The sequence below is a fragment of the Pseudomonas putida genome, from assembly GCF_030159595.1.
Taxonomy (GTDB): domain Bacteria; phylum Pseudomonadota; class Gammaproteobacteria; order Pseudomonadales; family Pseudomonadaceae; genus Aquipseudomonas; species Aquipseudomonas putida_AC.
Map to the genome: position 1 here is coordinate 50,492 of NZ_BSKJ01000008.1, position 21,367 is coordinate 71,858.

Here is a 21,367-nt window from a genome sequence, read left to right on the forward strand (position 1 = left end):
CATTATGAGCAAGACCAACGAATCCTTGATGCAACGCCGTGTAGCTGCCGTCCCACGTGGCGTCGGCCAAATTCACCCGATCTTCGTCGACACCGCGAAGAACTCGACCGTGATCGACGTTGAAGGCCGCGAACTGATCGACTTCGCTGGCGGCATCGCAGTACTGAACACCGGCCACCTGCACCCGAAAGTGGTTGCAGCCGTGCAAGAGCAGCTGACCAAAGTCAGCCACACCTGCTTCCAGGTGCTGGCCTACGAACCCTATGTAGAGCTGTGCGAAAAGATCAACAAGCTGGTACCAGGCGACTTCGACAAGAAGACCCTGCTGGTCACCACCGGCTCCGAAGCCGTTGAAAACGCCGTCAAGATCGCCCGTGCCGCCACTGGCCGCGCTGGCGTCATCGCCTTCACCGGCGGCTACCACGGCCGTACCATGATGACCCTGGGCCTGACCGGCAAGGTTGTGCCGTACTCCGCTGGCATGGGCCTGATGCCAGGCGGCATCTTCCGCGCCCTGTTCCCGAGCGAACTGCACGGTATCAGCGTTGACGACGCCATCGCCTCGGTCGAGCGCATCTTCAAGAACGACGCCGAGCCGCGTGACATCGCCGCGATCATCCTCGAGCCCGTACAAGGCGAAGGCGGCTTCCTGCCAGCGCCGAAAGAGCTGATGAAGCGCCTGCGCGCCCTGTGCGACCAGCACGGCATCCTGCTGATCGCCGATGAAGTACAGACTGGCGCTGGCCGTACTGGCACCTTCTTCGCCATGGAACAGATGGGCGTTGCGCCTGACCTGACCACCTTCGCCAAATCCATCGCTGGCGGTTTCCCGCTGGCCGGTGTGTGCGGCAAGGCCGAGTACATGGACGCCATCGCTCCGGGCGGCCTGGGCGGCACCTACGCCGGCTCGCCGATCGCTTGCGCCGCGGCCCTGGCCGTGATCGAAGTGTTCGAAGAAGAGAAACTGCTGGACCGCAGCAAGGCTGTGGGTGAGCGCCTGACCACTGGCCTGCGTGAAATCCAGAAGAAGCACCCGATCATCGGCGACGTCCGTGGTCTGGGCTCGATGATTGCTGTCGAAGTCTTCGAGAAAGGCACTCACACCCCGAACGCTGCAGCTGTTGGCCAGGTTGTGGCCAAGGCACGCGACAAGGGTCTGATCCTGCTGTCCTGCGGCACCTACGGCAACGTTCTGCGTATCCTGGTACCGCTGACCGCCGAAGATGCACTGCTGGACAAAGGCCTGGCCATCATCGAAGAGTGCTTCGCTGAACTCGCTTGATGTGACGCGCTTCAGAAAAAACCCGCCTCGGCGGGTTTTTTTTGTGCCCAGAAAAGCCATGGGGCGCTATCGTTAGCGGAGGATTTGCTTTGGAAGCTGCGACGGACTGTGTGTCAGGCTATTCAGGAGTTGTTGGCGATGAGCGCTGCAAACCCCACCGCACCAAACGTACTGATTGTCGAGGGCGATCCCTGGGTACGTGACATGCTCAGCGAGATGCTGCTCAGCGTGCGCTGTGATGCCCGCCTGCAGGTGTGCGCCGACGGTTCGCAGGCACTCAACCTGTTGGCCAACAAACCCGACCTGATCATCGCTGCCCGCGAGCTGGCCGGTGTCGATGGCCTGGACCTGCTGCGCAAGGTCCGCGCCAAAGGGCCGGGGTTGCCGTTCATCCTCATGAGCAACCGCAGCGACAGTGCCAGTGTGCGTGAGGCATTGCCCTTGCACCCTACCGCCTACCTGAGCAAACCACTGAACCTGGACAACCTGCGCAAGCGCCTGGAAGAGCTGCTGGTGGCTGTTGGCGAAGAGATCGCCTGCCCGGTGGTGCCGGCCTTGCAGGCCGGTGCCAGCCTGCCCGCCTACCTTGAGCAGCGCCGCGCTACCGCCGATGGTGGGCCGCTGTTGGCCGATGTGCAGGTGGCGATCAAACGGGCACTCAACCCCCAGGGCCTGAACCTGAAAGTGCTCGAAGAGGAAGTGCGTAACGACCCCCAGGTCACCGCCGTGCTGATCGCGGCGGCCAACAGCGCCGCGCTGCACCGCGAAGCACCGGTGCAAACATTGCTGCAGGCCCTGAACAAGCTTGGCAGCACCCAGAGTATGAACCTGATCCTGGGCATGACCCTCAAGCGCAGCGCACGCCTCAGCGACCCGTTGCTGGCGGAGCATGCGGCCCGTTACTGGGACCTGTCGCTGCACACTGCCGAATATGGCCGTACCTTGGCGCGCATGCTCGAACTGGACGAAGGGCGTTGCTATTGCGCGGGTCTGCTGCATTGCCTGGGTGACCTGGCGGTGTTGCGCTGCCTGCAGGAGTGGCGCCTGGCCGGCGGCGAGCTGGACGAGGACAAGGTGCAGCTGTCACTTGACGCGTTTGGTGCAGCGTTCGGCTCGGCGCTGCGTACCCGCTGGCGCTTGCCGTTGGCGCTCCGCGAGTTGATCGCGGCCATCTACCAGCTTGGCGGTGGCGTCTATTCGCGGGAGATCCTGGCCATGAACCTGGCTGGGCAGTTGTCGCGGCTGCCGGCTGATCAAGGGATGGAGAAGGTGGCCAGTGGCAAGACGGCGCGGTTGCTCAAGCTGGGTTTGCCGGAGTTGAGCCGGCTGCGCAAAGTAGAGAATCCGGAGGCGAAGCCACAGGAAGAGCCGCCTTTGGCTGAGGCGGAAGTTTCCAACTGAAGACGTGGGGCCGCGAAGCGCCCCCAAAGGCTAGCCGCGGACGATCTGGTTCTTGCCCAGCCGCTTGGCCTGGTACATCGCCGCATCGGCCCGGGCATACAGGCTGTCCAGTGTCACATCGTCGTCAGTCATCTCGGTCAGCCCCTGGCTCACCGTCACCCCATACGCCTGCTCGCCATGGCTGAAGCTCAAGCGCTGGATTTCCCGCTGTAACCGCTCGGCAATCTGCGCTGCCATCTGCGCATCGCAACCCGGGAACACCGCCGCAAACTCCTCACCGCCAATGCGTCCGAACAGGTCCCCGCGGCGTAGCACGGCTTTGCCGCTGTCGGCGATGCGTTGCAGCACCTGGTCGCCTTCCTGGTGACCGTAGCTGTCGTTGATGCGTTTGAAGTCGTCGATGTCCAGAAGCACGAAAGCCAGTGGCGTACCGTCTTCGCGGGCGCTGTCGAAGGCTTGCTGGGCGCACTCGAAGAAGTGCCGGCGGTTGCTGCTCTGGGTCAGCACATCGGTGGTGGCCAGGCGTTGCAACTCGCTTTCAAGCTGCTTCTTTTCGGTGATGTCTTCGGCGATGCCGACAATGATCACCCGGTTACCCTCGTGCTGCTGGTTGATGTAGCACTTGTCGCTCAGCCAGCGCAGCTGGCCGTTGGCATTGAGGATGCGGTATTCGCGGTCTTCCACCGAGCCCTTGAGCAGTACTTGGGCCAGGCTGCGCTCGGCAAACTCCAGGTCGTCGGGGTAAATGCTGTCGCGCCATTCGTTGTAGTCGGCCAGCACCAGGCTCACCGGTCGGCCGAAGATGCGCTCGTAGGCGGGGCTTACATACAGCACCTGGCGGGTTTCCCAGTCGAAGGCCCAGAGCACCGCATTGACGCTGTCGAGCAGCGAGCTGAACAGCTGCTCGCGTTCGCTCAGGCGGGCAACCTCGCCTTGGGCGTGGAGCAAGGCCAGCAAGGTCTGGGCGGCTTCAGGAGGCGGGGTACCGGGCAGGATCGTGGGGATGTTCTTGGCCATGTGCACGAATCAGGTCTCGACTTGAAAGCGTGCGGCCAGCATCCTGCCCGCCACGCGGGCGATGTGCCAGTTTCGACTGGTGACGCGCGGGGGAAGTTCCGAATGGCATGCCCCGTTCTGGGGCATGCCGACTAACGGTGGTCAGGCGCTGGTTGGGCGCAGAGAGTAGGTCTTGAGCTGCGCGGCAAAGTCGCGCAGGGCGTGGATACCGCTGGTTTCGGCTTCGTGTACCCAGTCCTTCATGGCCGCTAGCATGTCGTGCCCGTTGGCACTGGTGCGCGCCCAGATCTGCTGCAGGGCCAGGCGTTTTTCGTAAATGGTCTTCAATGCCTGGCTGTGCGCAAGCATGGACTCGATGCGCATGTGGTGGCGGTCTTCCAGCAGGCTGGTTTCACGCGACAGCAGGCGCTTGGCGCGGCGGAAGTGGTGACTTACCGAGGCGTCCACCCGGGCCAGCTCCTGCTTGACCAGCGGGCCGATCACCAGCTTGCGGTACTGCGCCATGATCTGGAAACGGTTGTTGAGGATGGCCATGGCAGTGTCCATGTCCAGGTTGGCCTTGCCCGCCACCCGGTGGGCGATGGGTGCCACGCGCTGCACCTTGGCCAGGCGCAGCAGGCAGAACAGGCGTATCCAGGCCCAGCCCATGTCGAACTCCCAGCGTTTGACCGACAGCTTGGCCGAGTTGGGATAGGTGTGGTGGTTGTTGTGCAACTCTTCGCCACCGATGACGATGCCCCAGGGCACCAGGTTGGTGGCCGCGTCGCGGCATTCGAAGTTGCGATAGCCCAGCGCGTGGCCCAGGCCGTTGACCACGCCGGCCGCCCAGAACGGAATCCACATCATCTGCACCGCCCAGATGGTGATGCCGATGGTGCCGAACAGCAGCAGGTCGATAACGGCCATCAGTGCAATGCCGCCCAGCTTGTAGCGCGAGTAGAGGTTGCGTTCGATCCAGTCGTCCGGGCAGTTCTTGCCATAGATACGCAGGGTTTCGGGGTTGCGGGCCTCTTCACGGTAGAGCTCGGCGCCCTTGCGCAATACCGTGCTCAGGCCCTTGTGCACCGGGCTGTGCGGGTCGTCGGGGGTTTCGCATTTGGCGTGGTGCTTGCGGTGGACGGCGGTCCACTCGCGCGTGTTCTGCGCCGTGGTCAGCCACAGCCAGAAGCGGAAGAAGTGCTTGAGCGCGCCGTTGAGCTCCAGGGCCCGGTGCGCGGAGTAGCGGTGCAGGTAGACCGTGACGCTGACGATGGTCACATGGGTCATCAACAGAGTGATGCCGACCAATTGCCAGGCCGACAAGTCGAGCAGGCCGTTGTACCACATAGGTGTAAAAACCCTCGGAATGCGGGAGGAGGGGCTGATTATCCCTCGGGAGGGAAATAAAACCAGTCACCCGTTCAGATAGGAGGTCACGACATGTTTCAGCCTTTATACTGCCCCATTATTTTTGATGGGCTATCCCACCCGACATGTCTGTTTCCGTTCGCGACGCCTTGCGCATGGCTGCGCTGTATGTGGTGCTCTCGATCCTCTGGCTGGTGCTGGCCGAGGTGGTGCTGCACGGCATGACTGACGACCCCCTTGCATTGACCGTGGGGCGGCAGATCAATGTGGTGCTGTGGGTGCTGTTCAGTGCTTTGCTGATTTATGTGTCGCGCGTGCGCCTGCTCAACTTCATCGGCCATGGCGCCCGCTTGCGTTGCGAAGACCGTGAACGGCTGCGCATGGCGGCTGCGGTGTTCGACAGCACACTCGAAGGGGTGCTGGTCACCGATCGCCAGGGCCTGATCGTGCACGTCAACCGTGCGTTCATGCGCATCACCGGCTACCAGCAGGACGAGGTCATCGGCCAGCGCCCGAACAAGTTCAAATCCGGCCGCCATGGCCTGGCCTTCTACGAGCAGATCTTCGCCACTCTTGCCGAGAAGGGTGAGTGGAGCGGCGAAATCTGGAACCGGCGCAAGAGCGGCGAGATCTACCCGCAATGGCAGACCATTTGCGCCATCCGCGACGACGAAGGTGAGCTGAGCCATTATGTGGCGGTGTTCAGTGACATCAGCGCGATCAAGCATTCGGAGCGGGAACTGGCCTACCTGGCTCACCACGACCCGCTCACCGGTCTGCCCAACCGCCTGCTCTTCACCGACCGGGTCGAGCAAGCCTTGGCAGCTGCCCAGGCCAATAAGCGTGGTTGTGCCTTGTTGCTGCTGGACCTGGACCATTTCCAGAGCATCAACGATGGCCTGGGCCACACCATCGGCGACCAGTTGCTGAAACTGGTGGGCGAACGCCTGGGCGAGGTACTTGGCGCAGGCGTGACCCTGGCACGCCTGGGCGGCGACGAATTTGGCGTGCTGGCGGAGAGCTGCCAGCAGGTTGGCCAAGCGGGCAAGCTGGCGCAGTGCATCATCGAGCGTATGCGTGAGCCGTTCCAGTTCGATGGCCATCGCCTGTTCATCAGTGTCAGCGCGGGCATCAGCCTGTTCCCCAGCGATGCCTTGAGTGCCGAGCAACTGCTGCGCAATGCCGATTCGGCGCTGTTCAAAGCCAAGAGCAACGGGCGGGCCTGTTATGCACTGTACACCGAAGAGCTGACCGCCCACGCCCAGCACCGGGTAGAGACCGCCGGTGAGTTACGACGGGCCCTGGAGCAGGATGAGCTGCGGGTGTACTTCCAGCCGGTACATGACTTGGCTTCAGGCCGGCAGGTCGGGGTCGAAACGTTGGTGCGCTGGCAGCACCCCCAGCGCGGCCTGGTGCCGCCGGGCGAGTTCATCCCGATTGCCGAGCGCACCGGGCTGATTGCCGAGATCGATACCTGGGTGCTGCGTCAGGCCTGCCGGCAAATGGTGCAATGGCAGGCGGAAGGCCGGCAGCTGGAGTTCGTGGCGGTAAACATCTCCAGCCGCCTGTTTGGCCAGCACGAGTTGTACCGGCAGGTGGCCGAGGTGCTGCACGAGACGGGCCTGGCCCCGGCGCTGTTGGAGCTCGAAGTGACCGAAAGCGCGGTGATGGAAGACCCTGAAGTGGCACTGGAGCAGCTGCACCGTTTGCGTGAGCTGGGGGTGACCTTGGCCATCGATGACTTTGGCACCGGGTATTCGTCGCTGTTGCGGCTCAAGCGTTTGCCGGTGCAGAAGCTGAAAATCGACCAAGGTTTCGTGGCTGGCTTGCCGCATGATGAAGACGACATCGCGATCGTGCGGGTGATCATCGCCCTGGCCCACAGCATGGGTATGCAGGTGCATGCCGAGGGTATCGAGCAGGCCGAGCAGGCCAGCTTCTTGCTGCAAGAGCAGTGTCAGCTGGGGCAGGGCTATTGGTTCGGGCGGCCGGTGCCGGCTGGGGATCTTCGCTGGGATTGAGGTGCCCTCAACGCATTCTTTGAGTCATATCGCGAATCACGCCATGCACGATACGCCGGACAAGCCTGCATTCGCCGGCATTCCAGCTGTCTGCATGTTTGTCCAGCAGCGCTCGAGCTGCATTTTCAACGCCCGGAACCAACGTACCGATGATCTTCTGAGCAAGGAGTGGCCGAACGCCAATGGCCTCTCCAAGGCTGATGACGCTGGCCTTGGTGACTTCGGCATGGGTTCGGATGCCCTCAGGTTTCCAGACCAGCTCTGCGTCTAGCCACGGCGCAGCTGAATCCCCATAGACGGCAGTGCATAGCAGGTCGTAGTGCGGTGCCAACTGGTAAGCGTTCGGGCGCACAAAGAATGACAGGTTCTTCAAATGTGCATCGTTGTTGCCTACCAGAATGTTGAAAACCAGCCATTTGAATAACTGTATCCGTGTCTGGGCTACATTCCGGACAAGGCCTAGAACCTTCTGCAATGTTGCGGTAGTCGCTTGCTGATACTTGAAGCTTTTGTCCAGTGTGAGCAGTTGGCAGGCATCCAGAACATGTATTCGCTCAAGCTGGTCATGAACCCGTCGCCGGTCGAAGCGCTCGATCAGGTAGGTCGCCTCAGGTACACGTCGAATGGTCACATCTGGAACATCGAGACCTACCGCACCCGCAATGTTCATCACAAACCACTCGTTTACCGAGGTCGCGTCGTACAGGTCGCGGTGGGGGTGGTCCGGTTTGAGGATATGGGTGGACGGTGTACTGCCTATGGGCTCGAAGAGCGAGTCCTCCATCATGACGATGGGAAGCTTGTGTTGCGCCCCGGCCAGCGACATACGCTTTGGTGCCCCGGTTGTCAGGGCAACACGAGGGAGGTGACGGATACGCTCACTCAGTTGCGCATGCGAGAGCGGCTGTAAACCGCTCGCTTGTGGCAGTCGCCCATCGGGTAGCAAGGTGATTGCACCTGCTGACTCGGAGCCGTAGTAACTCAATAAGCCAAAAGCGTCCGCGAACTCGACTTTCGCATCGTTTGCCAGTAAAGCGCGTGCTTGCTCTTCCGGGAGCAGGTTGTCGAAGAACCACTGCACGGGACGCGATGATGAGGTATCCGTGAGGGTACCTTTATGTCTAGGCAGTGCAGGGGAAAGATCGTAGCTTTCAGGGCTAGCCTCCCATTCGCTGGTATAGCCGAGGCTCCAGACGCCGGCATTGTCGCTGAGCGTTGCCACATGCTGGCTGTTGATGATGACGTCGAGGCTTCTCATTGGTCAGGGACATCTACATAGAGGCGTATGCCCAGTTCCTGCATTACCTGCAGCACGCTTGCGAGAGAAACACTGCCTTTGCCTTGTTCGATATCTCTGAGCAAAACATGGCTTTTACCGACGATGAGCGCCAGATCTGTTTGAGTGATTTCCTGTCTCTTACGGACCTGACGGACTGTGTTACCCACGTCAGCAGGGGTTTTAACTTGCGTGAGGGTGCCCATGGATGCTCTGCCACATTCGAAACGATACCTTCGATTATGGTGCTGGATAACGAGCATTCAAGGAAAAATAAAATATTTCTTAGTTTTTATGGCCGAGCATATTATTTCAGTGAAAAACGAAATGATGGTTTCGTTATGGTCCACAATGGCGAATGCAAGCTAGAAAGCTAAAGTAAGTTTTAGAGCTTACAGGCTGGGGCCACGGTGTGGCCCGTATGATTCAACGCTTGTTCAAGCCCTTCGCCAAGCGGTCCCCGCCCAGCTGGATCAACGCCACCAACGCCACCAACATGGCGATCACGGTCAGCATGATCTGGCTGTCGAAACGCTGGTAGCCGTACCGGTAGGCGATATCTCCCAACCCGCCTGCACCAATCGCTCCGGCCATGGCCGAGGAGTTGATCAGGGTCACCAGGGTAATGGTGAAGCCGCCGACGATGCCCGGCAGCGCCTCGGGCAACAGCACATGCCAGACGATGTGCCAACGCCGGCAGCCCATGGCTTGTGCGGCTTCAACCAATCCATGGTCGACTTCGCGCAGGCTGACCTCGGCAATCCGCGCAAAGAACGGTGTGGCGGCAATGGTCAGCGGTACCACTGCCGCCCACACGCCGTAGGTGGTGCCTACCACCAGGCGGGTGAAGGGGATCAGCGCGACCATCAGGATCAGGAACGGGATCGAGCGGAACAGGTTGACGAAGGCGCCCAGCACCCTGTTCAGCAGCGGCGCCTCGAAGATCCCGCCCTTGTCGCTGGTGACCAACAGCACCGCCATCGGCACCCCTACCAGCAGGGCGATCAGCGACGACACGCCGACCATCAGCAGGGTATCGAGCAAGCCTTCCAGCAGGCGATCAAACCACATGGCCCAGTACCTCCACGTCCTCGGCCCAGCGACGGGCACGTTCCAGCAGTTGATGGGTGTCGTGTGGCGAGTGTTGCACCGACAGGATCAGTTGCCCCAAGGCATGTTCGCCAATGGTTTCCACACCGCCTTGCAGCAGGCGCACGCGCCCACCCAGGTCGTTGAACAGGGCAGACAGCTCGGGCTCGCCCAACACCGTCAGTTTCAACACCACAGCGCTTTCGCGGCTCACCGGGCTAGCCCGCAAGCTGGCTTGCAGTGCGGTAGGCAACCTGGCCTGCAACGGCGCAAGGAGGGTGCGGGTGACCTCGTGGCGGGGAGCGCCGAACACCCGCCAGACTTCGCCCTGCTCGACCACTTCGCCGCGCTCCAGCACGACCACCCGCTGGCAGATATCACGGATCACCGCCATTTCGTGGGTGATCAGCACGATAGTCAGGCGCAGGCGCTGGTTGATGTCGCGCAGCAGCTCAAGGATCGAGGCAGTGGTTTCCGGGTCCAGCGCCGAGGTGGCCTCGTCGCACAGCAGGATCTCGGGGTCGTGCACCAGCGCCCGGGCAATGCCCACGCGTTGCTTTTGCCCGCCGGACAGCTGCGCCGGGTATACATGGTGCTTTTCCTGCAGGCCAACCAGCTCCAGCAGTTCACGCACCTTGCGCTGGCGCTCGGCCTTGGCCACGCCGGCCACTTTCAACGGCAGCTCGACGTTCTGCCACACGGTCTTGGCCGACATCAGGTTGAAGTGCTGGAAGATCATGCCGATGCGCCGGCGCAGCGCCACCAGGTGGTCTTCGTCGAAGGGGGCGATGTCCACCTGATCGATCAGTACCCGGCCCTGGCTGGGTTGCTCCAGGCGGTTGATGGTGCGCAGCAGCGATGACTTGCCTGCGCCGCTGCGGCCGATGATGCCGAAGATCTCGCCATGGCGGATGTTCAGGTCGATGCCTTGCAAGGCCGGTTGTGCCTGGCCAGGGTAGGTCTTGCCCAGGCCGATGAAGCGCACATGGGCTTCATTGACCTCCGGGCGCAGGGCCTGTTCCTTGACCGTTGGCGGCAATGGTTGGGGGGTAGGCGCCCTGAGCGCGCTGGCCTGGCTCATGTCAGCCTTCCCAGCCGGCTTGGTAGAGCTTGCCGTGGGCTTTGTCGAGCGCTGCACGCACGGCTGGCGAGTGCTGGTAGATGTCAACGAACTTGGCCAGGCGCGGGTCGTCCTTGCTCTGTGGGCGAATGACGAACTGGATCACGTATTCCTTGTTCTCCAGGCCGTCGAACAGCAGCGCAGAGCCTGCGTCGAAGCTGTTGGCCAGGCGGATGTAGGCCGGGTAACCCTGCACCAGGTCGGCGTCATCGTAAGCGCGGACCAGCTGAACCGCCTCGACCTGAAGGATTTTCAGCTTTTTCGGGTTGGCGACGATGTCGTCCTCGGTGGCCTTGTAGCCAACGCCTGGCTTCAGCGTGATCAGGCCGGCCTTGGCCAGCAGTTGCAGGCCACGGCCGCTGTTGATCGGGTCGTTGGCGATGGCCACGCTGGCGCCTTCTGGCAGGTCGGCGAAGCTTTTGTACTTTTTCGAGTACAGGCCAACGTTGTTGATGATGCCCGACGCGTAAGGCACGAGGTTGAAGCCGGCAGCAGCCTTGGCGTTTTCCAGGAACGGGATGTGCTGGAAGTAGTTCACGTCGATGTCGCCGCTATTGAGGCTGACGTTGGGCGCGATCCAGTCGCTGAATTCGATCAGCTTCACTTCCAGGCCTTGCTTGTGCGCTTCTTCCACCGCGGCCTCCAGCGGAATGGCAAAGGCTGAGGTGGTGCCGATCTTCAGCGGTTCGGCAGCCAGGGCACTGGCGGACAGGCCCAGTGTGAGGGCAATGGCCGCGACGGGCCGGAACAGTTTCTCAAGCATGGTGCAGGGCTCCAGTCGGGGCAGGGGTTGGGGTAAAGCGGTAAGTCGAGCCCGGGTGATCGGCGGGCAGGTGCGGGTGGTCGGCCTGGAACAGCTTCTCGCGCAGGGTGCCTTCGGCGTAGGCCGTCTTGTAGCGGCCACGCTGCTGCAGTTGCGGGATGACCAGGTCGATGAAGTCTTCAAAGCTTTCCGGGGTGACGGTGCGGGTCAGGTTGAAACCGTCCAGGCCGGTTTCATCGATCCACGCGATCAACTGCTCAGCCACCAGGTCAGGTGAGCCGACCAAGGTTACATAGCGGCCACCGAGGGCGTGCTGTTCAAGCAGACGGCGGCGGGTCCAGGCGTTGTCCTGCAACTGGCGCGTGGCGGACTGGATGGCGTTGCCCTGGCTGAAGCCGATTGGCTCGTCCAGCTCATAGGTCGCAAAGTCGATGCCGGTGGATGCAGCGAAGTGCGCGACGCCAGCTTCAGGGCTGGCATGGCGCAAGTACTCGGCATGCTTGGCCTGGGCTTCTTGCTCGGTGGCGGCGACGATCACCGTGATACCCATGAACACCTTGACCGCCTGCGGGTCGCGGCCGGCCGCTTGTGCAGCAGCACGCACCTTGTCGACCTGAGCGCGGGTGGCGGCCTTGTCCTGGCCACTGATGAATACGCATTCGGCATGATTGCCGGCAAAGGCCAGGCCGCGTTGCGAGCTGCCGGCCTGGAACAGCACCGGGGTGCGCTGCGGCGAGGGTTCGCTCAGGTGATAGCCTTCGACGTTGTAGAACTCGCCGTGGTGGCTGACCTTGCGCACCTTGTCGGGCCGGGCGTAGACGCGCTGCTCGCGATCGGCGACCACGGCATCGTCGGCCCAGCTGCCCTCCAGCAGCTTGTACAGCACTTGCAGGTATTCGTCGGCCTGGTCGTAGCGGCGGTCATGCTCCGGTTGCTGCGTCAGGCCCATGGCCCGGGCGGCGCTGTCGAGGTAGCCGGTGACGATGTTCCAGCCCACCCGGCCATTGCTCAGGTGGTCGAGGGTGGAAAGGCGCCGGGCGAACAGGTACGGCGCCTCGTAGGTGAGGTTGGCGGTAAGGCCGAAACCAAGATTACGGGTGACCGCGGCCATGGCCGAAACCAGCAGCAGCGGGTCGTTGACCGGCAGCTGGATCGACTCCTTGAGGGTGACGTCCAGCGACTGGCCGTAGATGTCGTAGGTGCCGACGATGTCGGCGATGAACAGCCCGTCGAACAGGCCGCGCTCCAGCAGGCGCGCCAGGTTGGTCCAGTAGTCCAGGGTTTTGTACTGGGTCGAGGTGTCCCGTGGGTGGGTCCACAGGCCGTGGTTGATGTGCCCGATGCAGTTCATGTTGAAGGCATTGAGCAGAATCTGTCTGGCCATCAGAGGGTCCCCCGGCGTGGCGGGTTGGCATCATTGAGGTAGTAGTTGCCGATGGCGTGGTACTTCCAGCGCACCGGGTCGTGCAGGGTGTGCACGCGGGCGTTGCGCCAGTGGCGGTCGAGGTTGTGTTCGGCCAGGGTGGCCTGGCTGCCGCCCAGTTCGAACAGGGCGGTACCGGCGGCAAGGGAAATCTCGGTGCTGATGGCCCGTGCTTCGGCCACGGCGATGGAGGCGGCGGCCACATTGTCGGCGGTGCTGTCGTCGCGGGCGCGGTCGAGGTATTCACCGGCGCGTTCCAGCAGGGCCTCGGCGGCGTGCAGGCGGATTGCCAGGTGGCCGAAGCTTTTGAGGGTCAGCGGGTCGTCCGTGGCTTTGTCCAGGCCGGAGTCGACCCACGGGCGGCTGCGGGTGCGCACAAAGTGCAGGGCATCTTCGTACGCGGCACGGGCGATACCGGTGTCGATGGCGGCATGAAGGATCTGCGCCAGCGGGCCGACCGGGGTAGGGCGCTCGAAGGCGCTCTGGAACGGCACGACGTCGGCAGCGCTGACGTACACGTTGTCGAACACCACCGAGCCACTGCCGGTGGTGCGCTGGCCGAAACCGCTCCAGTCGTCGATCACCTGCAGGCCCTGGCTGTCGGCCGGGACGAAGGCCAGCTGCTGCACGCCTTGTTCATCGACGACCGAGGTAGGAATGCGCTGGGCGTAGATCGCGCCAGTGGAATAGAACTTGCGGCCGTTGATGCGGAAACCGTCACCGTCACGGCTCAGGCGGGTGGTGCGTTCGTTGGCGGTCTTGGTACCCAGTTCGGCCAAGGCGTTGCCGAAGCGATTACCTGCCAGTACTTCGGCATACAGGCGGCGTTGTTGCTCGGGGGTGCCGTTTACCCGCAGCACTTCAAGGCCGTAGAAATGGTTTTGCGGGATCTGCCCGAGCGAGCCGTCGGCCTGGGCGATGCGGGCGATGACCTTGGCCAGGGTGACGTTGGACACGCCGGCGCCGCCGAAAGCCTTGGGCACGCTGATGGCCCACAGGCCGGAGCGGGTGAACAGCTCCAGTTCGGCGTGCGGCAGGCGGCGTTCGCGGTCGCGCAGGGCGCTGTCGCGGCGCAGTTGCTGGGCGATGTCTTCGGCGACGGCCAGGGCTTGGGTGTCGCTGGTGATGATAGCGATTGTCATAGTGTTCTCCGGGGGCCGCTTTGCGGCCCTTCGCGGGCTTGCCCGCTCCCACAGGTAAAGTGATACCCGTTCAGGTAGTGGTAATCCTGTGGGAGCGGGCAAGCCCGCGAAGGGCTGCGCAGCAGCCCCAAAGGCAGCAAATCAGATCCAGGAATGCCGCGCAGGCAGGGTGCCGTTGAGGTGGTACGCGCCCACCGCGTGATACTTCCAGCGCACCGGGTCGTGCAGGGTGTGCACCCGGGCATTGCGCCAGTGGCGGTCGAGGTTGAACTCGGCAAGGGTGGCTCGGCTGCCGGCCAGCTCGAACAGCTTCTCGCTGGCCTGCAGGGAAATTTCGGTGGTCAGCACCTTGGCCTCGGCCACCGCAATCGATGCCCGTGCCGCGCTGGCTGCATCGATTGGCGCGGCATTGACCTCATCGAGCACTCGCGCAGCCTTGCGCAGCAGCGCTTCGGCAGCGTGCAGCTCAAGCTTCAGCCGGCCGATGTCGGCGATCACATAGGGATCGTCGCTGGCGCGGTCCACGTTGGCTTCAATCCACGGGCGGGACTTTTCGCGCACGAACGTGATCGCATCATCGATCGCTGCTTTGGCAATGCCGGCGTCGATCGCCGCCTGGATCAGCTGCGAAGCTGCGCCCTGGATGTTGGGGATATCGCGCTGACGCCAGTTGTCGATCACCAGTTCCGCGTCTACCGGCACCTGGTCGAGCAGTACGGTGCCGCTGGCGGTGGTGCGCTGGCCGAACCCGGACCAGTCATCGACGATGCGCAGCCCCGGGCTGCCACGGCGTACGAACGCCAAGCGCTGGCGGCCTTCGTCGTCCAGTGCCTTGACCGCCACCCAGTGGGCGAACAGGGCGCCGGTGGAATAGAACTTCTCGCCGCTGATGCGATAGCTGTCGCCAGCACGAGTGATCCGGGCCTTGAGCGTGAGGGTGTCCTTGGTGCCGCGCTCAGGCCCGGCATTGCCGATGCGCCAGCCGTCGAGCACGCTGCGGAAGATCAGCGCCTGTTGCGCCTCGGTGGCCGTCAGGCGAATCAGTTGCAGCATGCCGAACTGGTTCTGCGGGATCTGCCCCAGGGCCGGGTCGGCGGCGCTGATCAGGCGGAACACTTCGGCGACGGTTTCGAACGACACGTCGGGGCCGCCGTGGGCCTTGGGTACGCTGATGCTGCCCAGGCCGCTGCGGGTGAACAGCTCGATCTCGGCCCATGGCAGCTTGCGTTGCTGGTCGCGGCGGGCGGCCTGCTCGCGGGCGACCTCGGCCAGTTCGCGGGCCGCTTGCAGGGCTTCGGCGTCGTTGCGCAGTACCCTGGCCGGCAGCAGCAGGGGCGAGCTGTCGAGATCGCTGTGGAATTGGGTGTTTGGCTGGCTGGACATCAGTACCGCTCCTTGGCTGCACTCAATGCCCTGGCGTTACGCACTGGGGTGATTGTGATCCTGACCATTCCTGACCTCACAAAAAAGTTGTGTCGCTACAGCTGGTCGCGACAAATGTGTGCTGGTCCGGTGGTCCGGTTTATATACCCTAATGCTTTATAAAAAGTTTATGAACTAACTCTTTGGAATATGTATAGAAGGAGGGATTTGCTGGGGATGTACCGGCCCTTTCGCGGGCAAGCCCGCTCCCACAGGATCCCCACCAGCCTTGAAAGCGGTGAGGTTCCTGTGGGAGCGGGCTTGCCCGCGAAGAGGCCGTAACAGGTTTACTCGGAGGCGGCAGTACCCAGGAACTTGCGCAAGAACTGCCGGGTGCGCTCTTCCTTCGGCGCCGCAAACAGCGCCTTGGCCTCACCCTGTTCCACGATCACGCCCTTGTCGAAGAAGATCACCCGGTTCGCCACGTCCCGGGCAAAGCTCATCTCGTGGGTGACGATGATCATCGTGCGCTTCTCCTCGGCCAGGCCGCGGATGGTCGCCAGTACTTCACCCACCAGCTCCGGGTCCAGTGCTGAGGTGGGTTCGTCGAACAGGATCACCTCCGGCTCCATGGCCAGGGCGCGGGCGATCGCCACCCGTTGCTGCTGGCCACCTGACAGGCGCCGGGGGTAGGCGTCTTCCTTGCCTGCCAGGCCAACCTTGGCCATCAGGCGCCGCCCCAGCTCGATGGCTTGCTCGCGGGGCGTCTTCTTGACGATCACCGGCCCCTCGATCACGTTCTCCAGGGCGGTGCGGTGCGGGAACAGGTTGAAGTTCTGGAACACGAACCCGGCCTGCTGGCGCAAGCGGCGTATCGCACTTTGCTGGCCACCCAGCGGGCGGTTGGCATCGATGCTGATGGCGCCGATCTTGATCTGCCCGGCATCGGGCGTTTCCAGCAGGTTGAGGCAGCGCAAAAAGGTGGTCTTGCCCGAGCCGCTGGGGCCGATGATGGCCACCACTTCGCCGGGCTGTACGGTCAGGTCGATACCGTTGAGCACGGTCTGGCCCTTGAACCGCTTGGTCAGGCCTTTGACTTCAATCATGCTCAGTGCTCCTGGTCATGCTGGTTGACCCGCGCTTCCATGCGGTTCTGGAAGTGCGCGAGGATGCTGCACAGCACCCAGTAGATGACCGCCACCGCCACATACATGGTGAACACTTCGAAGGTGCGTGCGGTAATCAGCTGCGCCTGGCGGAACAGCTCGGGCACCTGGATGGTCGCCGCCAGGGCGGTGTCCTTGACCAGCGAAATGAAGCTGTTGCCCAACGGTGGCAGGGCGGTACGCAAGGCTTGTGGCAGGATCGCCCGGCGCATGGCCTGGACGCGGGTCATGCCGATACTGGCAGCTGCTTCCCACTGGCCGCGGTCGATCGAGGAAATCGCTGCACGCAGGATTTCGCAGATGTAGGCCGCCATGTTTAGCGACAAGCCGATCAGCGAAGCGGGGATGGGGTCGAGTTCGATGCCGATCTGCGGCATGCCGAAATAGATCACGAAAAGCTGCACCAGCAGCGGCGTGCCGCGGAAGAACGACACATAGATCCGCGCCAGCCAGTTCAGCGGCAAAATCTTCGACAGCCGCATGAGCGCCAGGGCAAAGCCCAGCAGCAGGCCGAAGAACATGCCGCCGACACTGAGCAGCACTGTATAACCCGCGCCCTTCAGCAGGAAGGGCGTGGAGTCGACAACGAGTTGCAGGCTTTCAGCGATCATTTGGTGACATCGGCACCGAAGTATTTCTCGGACAGCTTGGCCAGCGTGCCGTCAGCCTTGAGCTTGTCGATGGCCTTGTTGATGGCCGCCAGCAGTTCAGGCTCGCCCTTGCGCAGGGCCACGCCGCTTTCCAGGCGCGAGAAGGCATCGCCGGCCAGTTCCGTGTCCTTGGCCTTTTGCGCGTACTCCAGTGCGGCCAGGCGGTCGATCAGGATGGCGTCGATGCGGCCGTTGCGCAGGTCGGCGAACTTGCTCGGGTCGTCTTCATAGGTGCGTACATCGGCTTGCGGCACGTCCTTTTTCACCCACTGCTCGTAGTTGGTGCCCAGGCCCACGCCCACTTTCTTGCCGGCCAGGTCGGCGGCCTTGTGAATGTTCAGCTGCTCGGCCTTCTTCTTCAGGATCAGCGCCTGGATACCAGAGATGGTGTAGGGCTCGGAGAAGTCATACTTCTTCTTGCGCTCTTCGGAAATGGTCACCTGGTTGATCACCACGTCCAGTCGCTTGGACTCCAGGGCAGCGAGGATGCCGTCCCATTTGGTCGGCTGGACCTTGGCCTTGACTCCCAGCTCCTTGGCCAGCAACTCGGACAGCTCCACTTCGAAGCCGGTCAGCTTGCCGTTCTCGTCCTGGAAGCTGAACGGTGGGTAGGTGCCTTCCAGGCCGACGTTGATCACGCCTTTTTCCTGGATGGTTTTCAGCTGCTCGCCGGCGAAGGCCTGGCTGAGCAGGCCGGTACCCAGCAGAAGGGCCAGGGTAGCGTTGAGTAGCGGTTTGGCGAATTTCGACATGTCAGAGCCCCGCGCTTGTTGTGTAAGTAGTGAGGTGGCGACTATAGGGTTGGCTGCTTAGGCCAGGAAATACTAAAAAATTATTTTGTTATTTCCATTTTGATTGGTGCCAGGGAATGGCTGCTTTGAGGGTAGGCGAGGATGCCCACGCCGTCATCGCGGCTTATGCCTGACTTAGCGCAGGATGGAATAAAGCGTTGTTTTTTCCAAGGGGCTGATTTGCCGTAGAGTGGATCGCATGCAGGCAGGCCCGGCCTCTTCGCGGGCCTGGCGACAACATGAGATGGCCTATACGGCAGGAGAAAACCGTGAGCGAACAACCTTCATCCGCGCACTGGCAGTTGCAGAGCATCGTCACCGGCCTGCGCGGCGCCCGTGAGCAATGGCGCACCCGCAATGGCCGCAGTATTGGCGAGCAGGGCGGGCGTGAGCTACCGTCGCGCGAGGCGATGCGGCAGATTCTGGAACAACTGTGCGGCGCGCTGTTCCCCATGCGCCTTGGGCCTGTGGACCTGCGCGAGGAGAGTGAAGACTTCTACGTTGGCCATACCCTGGATGCCGCGCTGACCGCCTTGCTCACCCAGGCGCGTCTGGAATTGCGCTATGCCGCCCGGCAAAGCAAGGCTGAGCTGGCCAGCGTCGATGCCCATGCGTTGAAGCTGATCCAGGGCTTTGCTGCTGCGCTGCCGGAATTGCGGGTGCTGCTCGATACCGACGTGCTGGCCGCCTACCACGGCGACCCGGCGGCGCGCAGCGTGGATGAAGTGCTGCTGTGCTACCCGGGCATCCTGGCGATCATCCACCACCGCCTGGCGCACCACCTGTATCAGGCCGGCTTGCCGCTGCTGGCGCGCATCAGTTCGGAGCTGGCGCATTCGGCCACCGGTATCGACATTCACCCTGGCGCGCAGATTGGCCCGAGCTTCTTCATCGACCATGGTACCGGTGTGGTGATTGGCGAAACCGCGATCATTGGCGAGCGCGTGCGCATCTACCAGGCAGTGACCCTGGGCGCCAAGCGCTTCCCGAGCGATGAGTCGGGGACCCTGCACAAAGGCCTGCCGCGTCACCCGATTGTCGAGGACGATGTGGTGATCTACGCCGGGGCCACGGTGCTGGGGCGCATTACCATCGGCAAGGGTTCGACCATTGGCGGCAATGTGTGGTTGACCCGCAGTGTGCCGGCTGAAAGCAACATTACCCAGGCCAACCTGCAACTGGATTGCCAGGACAAGAATTGATCTAGCATTTGTGTGGCCTGCGCCGGCCTCTTCGCGGGTAAACCCGCTCCCACAGGTACTGCACAGGTTTCAGGATCTGTGAGGCCCCTGTGGGAGCGGGTTTACCCGCGAAGAGGCCGGCACAGGAAGGCGCCAATCAGCGCCCCGGTTCGCATTGAAATTCGATCCATGTTTAACTTGAACGCTTGTTCAATGAAGAAAACGCTGGTCCGCTGCCGGTGTTCAACAGGAGGATTCCTTTGCTGAACCCGTTCATTCCGAACCTTACGTCATTTGACGAGGTGCATACCCCATGAGTGCACCGACCCCTTCACTTGCCAATGGCAAGATCCGCATGAACCCTCCGGTGTTCTATTTTGCGGCAAGTTTCATCCTCATTTTTGGCCTGGTAGTCATTTCCAACCCGCAAGCCGCAGGTGACTGGTTGCTGGCGGCGCAGAACTGGGCGGCCAACACGGTCGGCTGGTACTACATGCTGGCGATGACGCTGTACCTGGTCTTCGTGGTGGTCACCGCCTTGTCCGGCTACGGCAAGATCAAGCTCGGTGCCGACCACGACGAACCCGAGTTCAGTTACCTGTCGTGGGCCGGCATGCTGTTTGCCGCTGGCATCAGCATTACCCTGTTCTTCTTCTGCGTGTCCGAACCGTTAACCCACATGCTGCAGCCGCCCCAAGGCGAAGCGGGCACGGCCGAGGCTGGGCGCCAGGCGATGCAGATCCTGTTCCTGCACTGGGGCCTGCATGGCTGGGGCGTGTTCGCCTTCGTCGGCATGGCACTGGCCTACTTCGCCTACCGGCATAACCTGCCGCTGGCGTTGCGTTCGGCGCTGTACCCGCTGATCGGCAAGCGCATCAATGGGCCGATCGGCTACGCGGTCGATGGCTTCGGCATCATCGCCACGGTGTTCGGCCTGGGTGCCGACATGGGCTTTGGTGTGCTGCACCTGAATGCCGGCCTGGATTACCTGTTCGGCATCAGCCACAGCCAGTGGGTGCAGGTGATCCTCATCACCCTGATGATGGGCGCGGCGGTTGCCGTGGCCGTTGCCGGGGTAGAGAAGGGCGTGCGGGTGATGAGCGACATCAACCTGTTCCTGGCCTGTGCGCTGTTGTTGTTCGTGTTGTTCGCCGGGCCAACCCAGCACCTGTTCAACACATTGATCCAGAACCTGGGTGACTACCTGGGCGCCTTGCCGCGCAAGAGCTTCGATGTGTATGCCTACGGTGAAAACCGTGACTGGCTGGGCGGCTGGACAGTGTTCTACTGGGCGTGGTGGATTGCCTGGGCGCCCTTCGTGGGCCTGTTCATCGCCCGTATCTCGCGTGGCCGCACCATTCGCGAGTTCGTCTTCGGTGTGCTGCTGATCCCGCTGGGCTTCACCCTGGCGTGGATGTCGATCTTCGGCAACAGCGCCCTGGACCAGGTCATCAACCACGGCATGACTGCCCTCGGCCAGTCGGCCCTGGACAACCCGTCGATGAGCCTTTACCTGCTGCTGGAGACCTACCCCTGGAGCAAGGCGGTGATCGCCACGACGGTGTTCATCAGCTTCGTGTTCTTCGTGACCTCGGCCGACTCGGGCACCGTGGTGTTGTCGACCCTGTCGGCCAAGGGGGGTGAAGCCGATGAGGATGGGCCGAACTGGCTGCGCATTTTCTGGGGCGCGATGACCGCGCTGATCACCAGTGCACTGTTGTTCGCGGGCAGCATCGATTCGCTGAAGTCGGCGGTGGTGCTGACCTCGTTGCCGTTCTCGCTGATTCTGCTGTGCATGATGTGGGGGCTGCACAAGGCGTTCTACCTGGAGTCGCAACGGCAGATCGCGCAGATGCACTCGCTGGCCCCGTTTGCCCAGTCACGTCGCGGCCGTGGCGGCTGGCGCCAGCGCTTGAGTCAGGCTGTGCACTTCCCGTCGCGCGATGAGGTGTACCGCTTCATGGATGACGTGGTGCGCCCGGCAATTGCCGAGGTGCGTGAGGTGTTCGAGCAAAAGGGCCTGGTACTGATTACCCAGGATGACCCGAGCCACGACAACGTCAGCCTGAAGATTGGCCATGGCGAGGAGCAGCCGTTCATTTACCAGGTGCAGATGCGTGGCTACTTCACGCCGTCGTTTGCCCTGGGTGGGCTGGGGACGCAGGATCTGAAAAACCGCCGTTATTACCGGGCGGAAGTGCACCTGAGCGAAGGCAGCCAGAACTATGACCTGGTGGGCTACAGCAAGGAGCAGATCATCAACGACATCCTCGACCAGTACGAACGGCACATGCAGTACCTGCATCTGGTTCGCTAGATAGTCGTTGGCTGTGCCG

18 protein-coding genes are annotated in these 21,367 nt (G+C 62.5%); 5 read left to right on the forward strand and 13 right to left on the reverse strand.

Translation table 11 applies throughout. From position 1 onward, the window contains the following. Window positions 1-4: 4 nt before the first annotated feature. Together gabT and QQL85_RS18325 are read left to right on the forward strand one after the other, a co-directional pair. Window positions 5-1,282: a 4-aminobutyrate--2-oxoglutarate transaminase gene (gene gabT / locus QQL85_RS18320; RefSeq protein WP_284355361.1), complete on the forward strand. Its 1,278-nt coding sequence runs from the start codon at window positions 5-7 to the stop codon at window positions 1,280-1,282. A gap of 138 nt (window positions 1,283-1,420) precedes the next feature. Further along, window positions 1,421-2,683 carry a response regulator gene (locus QQL85_RS18325; RefSeq protein ID WP_284355362.1) on the forward strand — a complete coding sequence of 421 codons (1,263 nt, stop codon included), beginning with the start codon at window positions 1,421-1,423 and terminating at the stop codon, window positions 2,681-2,683. A 30-nt stretch (window positions 2,684-2,713) separates the two neighbouring features. Here the strand turns inward: QQL85_RS18325 and QQL85_RS18330 are convergent, their stop codons facing one another. Then, entirely contained in the window at window positions 2,714-3,700 is a 987-nt protein-coding gene (locus QQL85_RS18330) for a GGDEF domain-containing protein (RefSeq protein WP_284355363.1), read from the reverse strand. 141 nt (window positions 3,701-3,841) lie between these two features. Beyond that, the gene (desA, locus tag QQL85_RS18335) at window positions 3,842-5,026 is read right to left on the reverse strand and encodes a delta-9 fatty acid desaturase DesA (RefSeq protein ID WP_284355364.1); all 1,185 of its coding nucleotides are present in this window, start codon (window positions 5,024-5,026) and stop codon (window positions 3,842-3,844) included. Between the two features lie 146 nt (window positions 5,027-5,172). Between desA and dibA the strand changes: the two genes are divergently transcribed. Further along, window positions 5,173-7,068, forward strand: coding sequence for a phosphodiesterase DibA (gene dibA, locus QQL85_RS18340; RefSeq protein ID WP_284355365.1), 1,896 nt, complete (start codon window positions 5,173-5,175; stop codon window positions 7,066-7,068). 7 nt (window positions 7,069-7,075) lie between these two features. Here dibA and QQL85_RS18345 read toward each other — a convergent pair whose 3' ends face one another. The 11 genes from QQL85_RS18345 to tcyJ form a co-directional block, all read right to left on the reverse strand. Then, a complete protein-coding gene (locus tag QQL85_RS18345; RefSeq protein WP_284355366.1) occupies window positions 7,076-8,326 on the reverse strand; it encodes a HipA domain-containing protein in 1,251 nt (416 codons plus the stop codon). Further along, window positions 8,323-8,550, reverse strand: coding sequence for a helix-turn-helix domain-containing protein (locus tag QQL85_RS18350; RefSeq protein ID WP_284355367.1), 228 nt, complete (start codon window positions 8,548-8,550; stop codon window positions 8,323-8,325). The genes QQL85_RS18345 and QQL85_RS18350 overlap by 4 nt, the downstream gene beginning before the upstream one ends. A 220-nt stretch (window positions 8,551-8,770) precedes the next feature. Beyond that, complete coding sequence (locus QQL85_RS18355; RefSeq protein WP_008096606.1) at window positions 8,771-9,415, reverse strand: methionine ABC transporter permease; 645 nt, start codon at window positions 9,413-9,415, stop codon at window positions 8,771-8,773. Further along, a complete protein-coding gene (locus QQL85_RS18360; RefSeq protein ID WP_284355368.1) occupies window positions 9,405-10,514 on the reverse strand; it encodes a methionine ABC transporter ATP-binding protein in 1,110 nt (369 codons plus the stop codon). The genes QQL85_RS18355 and QQL85_RS18360 overlap by 11 nt, the downstream gene beginning before the upstream one ends. A 1-nt stretch (window position 10,515) precedes the next feature. Continuing rightward, window positions 10,516-11,316: a MetQ/NlpA family ABC transporter substrate-binding protein gene (locus QQL85_RS18365; RefSeq protein WP_284355369.1), complete on the reverse strand. Its 801-nt coding sequence runs from the start codon at window positions 11,314-11,316 to the stop codon at window positions 10,516-10,518. Next, complete coding sequence (locus QQL85_RS18370) at window positions 11,309-12,700, reverse strand: LLM class flavin-dependent oxidoreductase (RefSeq protein WP_284355370.1); 1,392 nt, start codon at window positions 12,698-12,700, stop codon at window positions 11,309-11,311. Before QQL85_RS18370 ends, QQL85_RS18365 begins: the two co-directional genes overlap by 8 nt. Continuing rightward, window positions 12,700-13,881 carry an SfnB family sulfur acquisition oxidoreductase gene (locus QQL85_RS18375; protein WP_284355371.1) on the reverse strand — a complete coding sequence of 394 codons (1,182 nt, stop codon included), beginning with the start codon at window positions 13,879-13,881 and terminating at the stop codon, window positions 12,700-12,702. The genes QQL85_RS18370 and QQL85_RS18375 overlap by 1 nt, the downstream gene beginning before the upstream one ends. Before the next feature lie 141 nt (window positions 13,882-14,022). Continuing rightward, complete coding sequence (locus QQL85_RS18380; protein ID WP_284355372.1) at window positions 14,023-15,264, reverse strand: SfnB family sulfur acquisition oxidoreductase; 1,242 nt, start codon at window positions 15,262-15,264, stop codon at window positions 14,023-14,025. Window positions 15,265-15,590: 326 nt separating this feature from the next. After that, window positions 15,591-16,349 carry an L-cystine ABC transporter ATP-binding protein TcyN gene (tcyN, locus tag QQL85_RS18385; protein WP_016497536.1) on the reverse strand — a complete coding sequence of 253 codons (759 nt, stop codon included), beginning with the start codon at window positions 16,347-16,349 and terminating at the stop codon, window positions 15,591-15,593. Window positions 16,350-16,351: 2 nt separating this feature from the next. Beyond that, window positions 16,352-17,020, reverse strand: a complete 669-nt coding sequence (tcyL, locus tag QQL85_RS18390) for a cystine ABC transporter permease (RefSeq protein ID WP_284355373.1) — start codon at window positions 17,018-17,020, stop codon at window positions 16,352-16,354. Then, a complete protein-coding gene (gene tcyJ, locus QQL85_RS18395; RefSeq protein WP_284355374.1) occupies window positions 17,017-17,811 on the reverse strand; it encodes a cystine ABC transporter substrate-binding protein in 795 nt (264 codons plus the stop codon). Before tcyJ ends, tcyL begins: the two co-directional genes overlap by 4 nt. Before the next feature lie 308 nt (window positions 17,812-18,119). Between tcyJ and epsC the strand changes: the two genes are divergently transcribed. Together epsC and betT are read left to right on the forward strand one after the other, a co-directional pair. Continuing rightward, the gene (epsC, locus tag QQL85_RS18400; RefSeq protein WP_284355375.1) at window positions 18,120-19,052 is read left to right on the forward strand and encodes a serine O-acetyltransferase EpsC; all 933 of its coding nucleotides are present in this window, start codon (window positions 18,120-18,122) and stop codon (window positions 19,050-19,052) included. 334 nt (window positions 19,053-19,386) lie between these two features. After that, window positions 19,387-21,348: a choline transporter BetT gene (betT, locus tag QQL85_RS18405; protein ID WP_284355543.1), complete on the forward strand. Its 1,962-nt coding sequence runs from the start codon at window positions 19,387-19,389 to the stop codon at window positions 21,346-21,348. The last annotated feature ends 19 nt before the right edge of the window (window positions 21,349-21,367 follow it).

Coding starts and splice junctions, on each gene's coding strand:
- gabT (WP_284355361.1), top strand. CDS start 5: ATGAGCAAGACCAACGAATCCTTGATGCAACGCCGTGTAGCTGCCGTC.
- QQL85_RS18325 (WP_284355362.1), top strand. CDS start 1,421: ATGAGCGCTGCAAACCCCACCGCACCAAACGTACTGATTGTCGAGGGC.
- QQL85_RS18330 (WP_284355363.1), bottom strand. CDS start 3,700: ATGGCCAAGAACATCCCCACGATCCTGCCCGGTACCCCGCCTCCTGAA.
- desA (WP_284355364.1), bottom strand. CDS start 5,026: ATGTGGTACAACGGCCTGCTCGACTTGTCGGCCTGGCAATTGGTCGGC.
- dibA (WP_284355365.1), top strand. CDS start 5,173: ATGTCTGTTTCCGTTCGCGACGCCTTGCGCATGGCTGCGCTGTATGTG.
- QQL85_RS18345 (WP_284355366.1), bottom strand. CDS start 8,326: ATGAGAAGCCTCGACGTCATCATCAACAGCCAGCATGTGGCAACGCTC.
- QQL85_RS18350 (WP_284355367.1), bottom strand. CDS start 8,550: ATGGGCACCCTCACGCAAGTTAAAACCCCTGCTGACGTGGGTAACACA.
- QQL85_RS18355 (WP_008096606.1), bottom strand. CDS start 9,415: ATGTGGTTTGATCGCCTGCTGGAAGGCTTGCTCGATACCCTGCTGATG.
- QQL85_RS18360 (WP_284355368.1), bottom strand. CDS start 10,514: ATGAGCCAGGCCAGCGCGCTCAGGGCGCCTACCCCCCAACCATTGCCG.
- QQL85_RS18365 (WP_284355369.1), bottom strand. CDS start 11,316: ATGCTTGAGAAACTGTTCCGGCCCGTCGCGGCCATTGCCCTCACACTG.
- QQL85_RS18370 (WP_284355370.1), bottom strand. CDS start 12,700: ATGGCCAGACAGATTCTGCTCAATGCCTTCAACATGAACTGCATCGGG.
- QQL85_RS18375 (WP_284355371.1), bottom strand. CDS start 13,881: ATGACAATCGCTATCATCACCAGCGACACCCAAGCCCTGGCCGTCGCC.
- QQL85_RS18380 (WP_284355372.1), bottom strand. CDS start 15,264: ATGTCCAGCCAGCCAAACACCCAATTCCACAGCGATCTCGACAGCTCG.
- tcyN (WP_016497536.1), bottom strand. CDS start 16,349: ATGATTGAAGTCAAAGGCCTGACCAAGCGGTTCAAGGGCCAGACCGTG.
- tcyL (WP_284355373.1), bottom strand. CDS start 17,020: ATGATCGCTGAAAGCCTGCAACTCGTTGTCGACTCCACGCCCTTCCTG.
- tcyJ (WP_284355374.1), bottom strand. CDS start 17,811: ATGTCGAAATTCGCCAAACCGCTACTCAACGCTACCCTGGCCCTTCTG.
- betT (WP_284355543.1), top strand. CDS start 19,387: ATGAACCCTCCGGTGTTCTATTTTGCGGCAAGTTTCATCCTCATTTTT.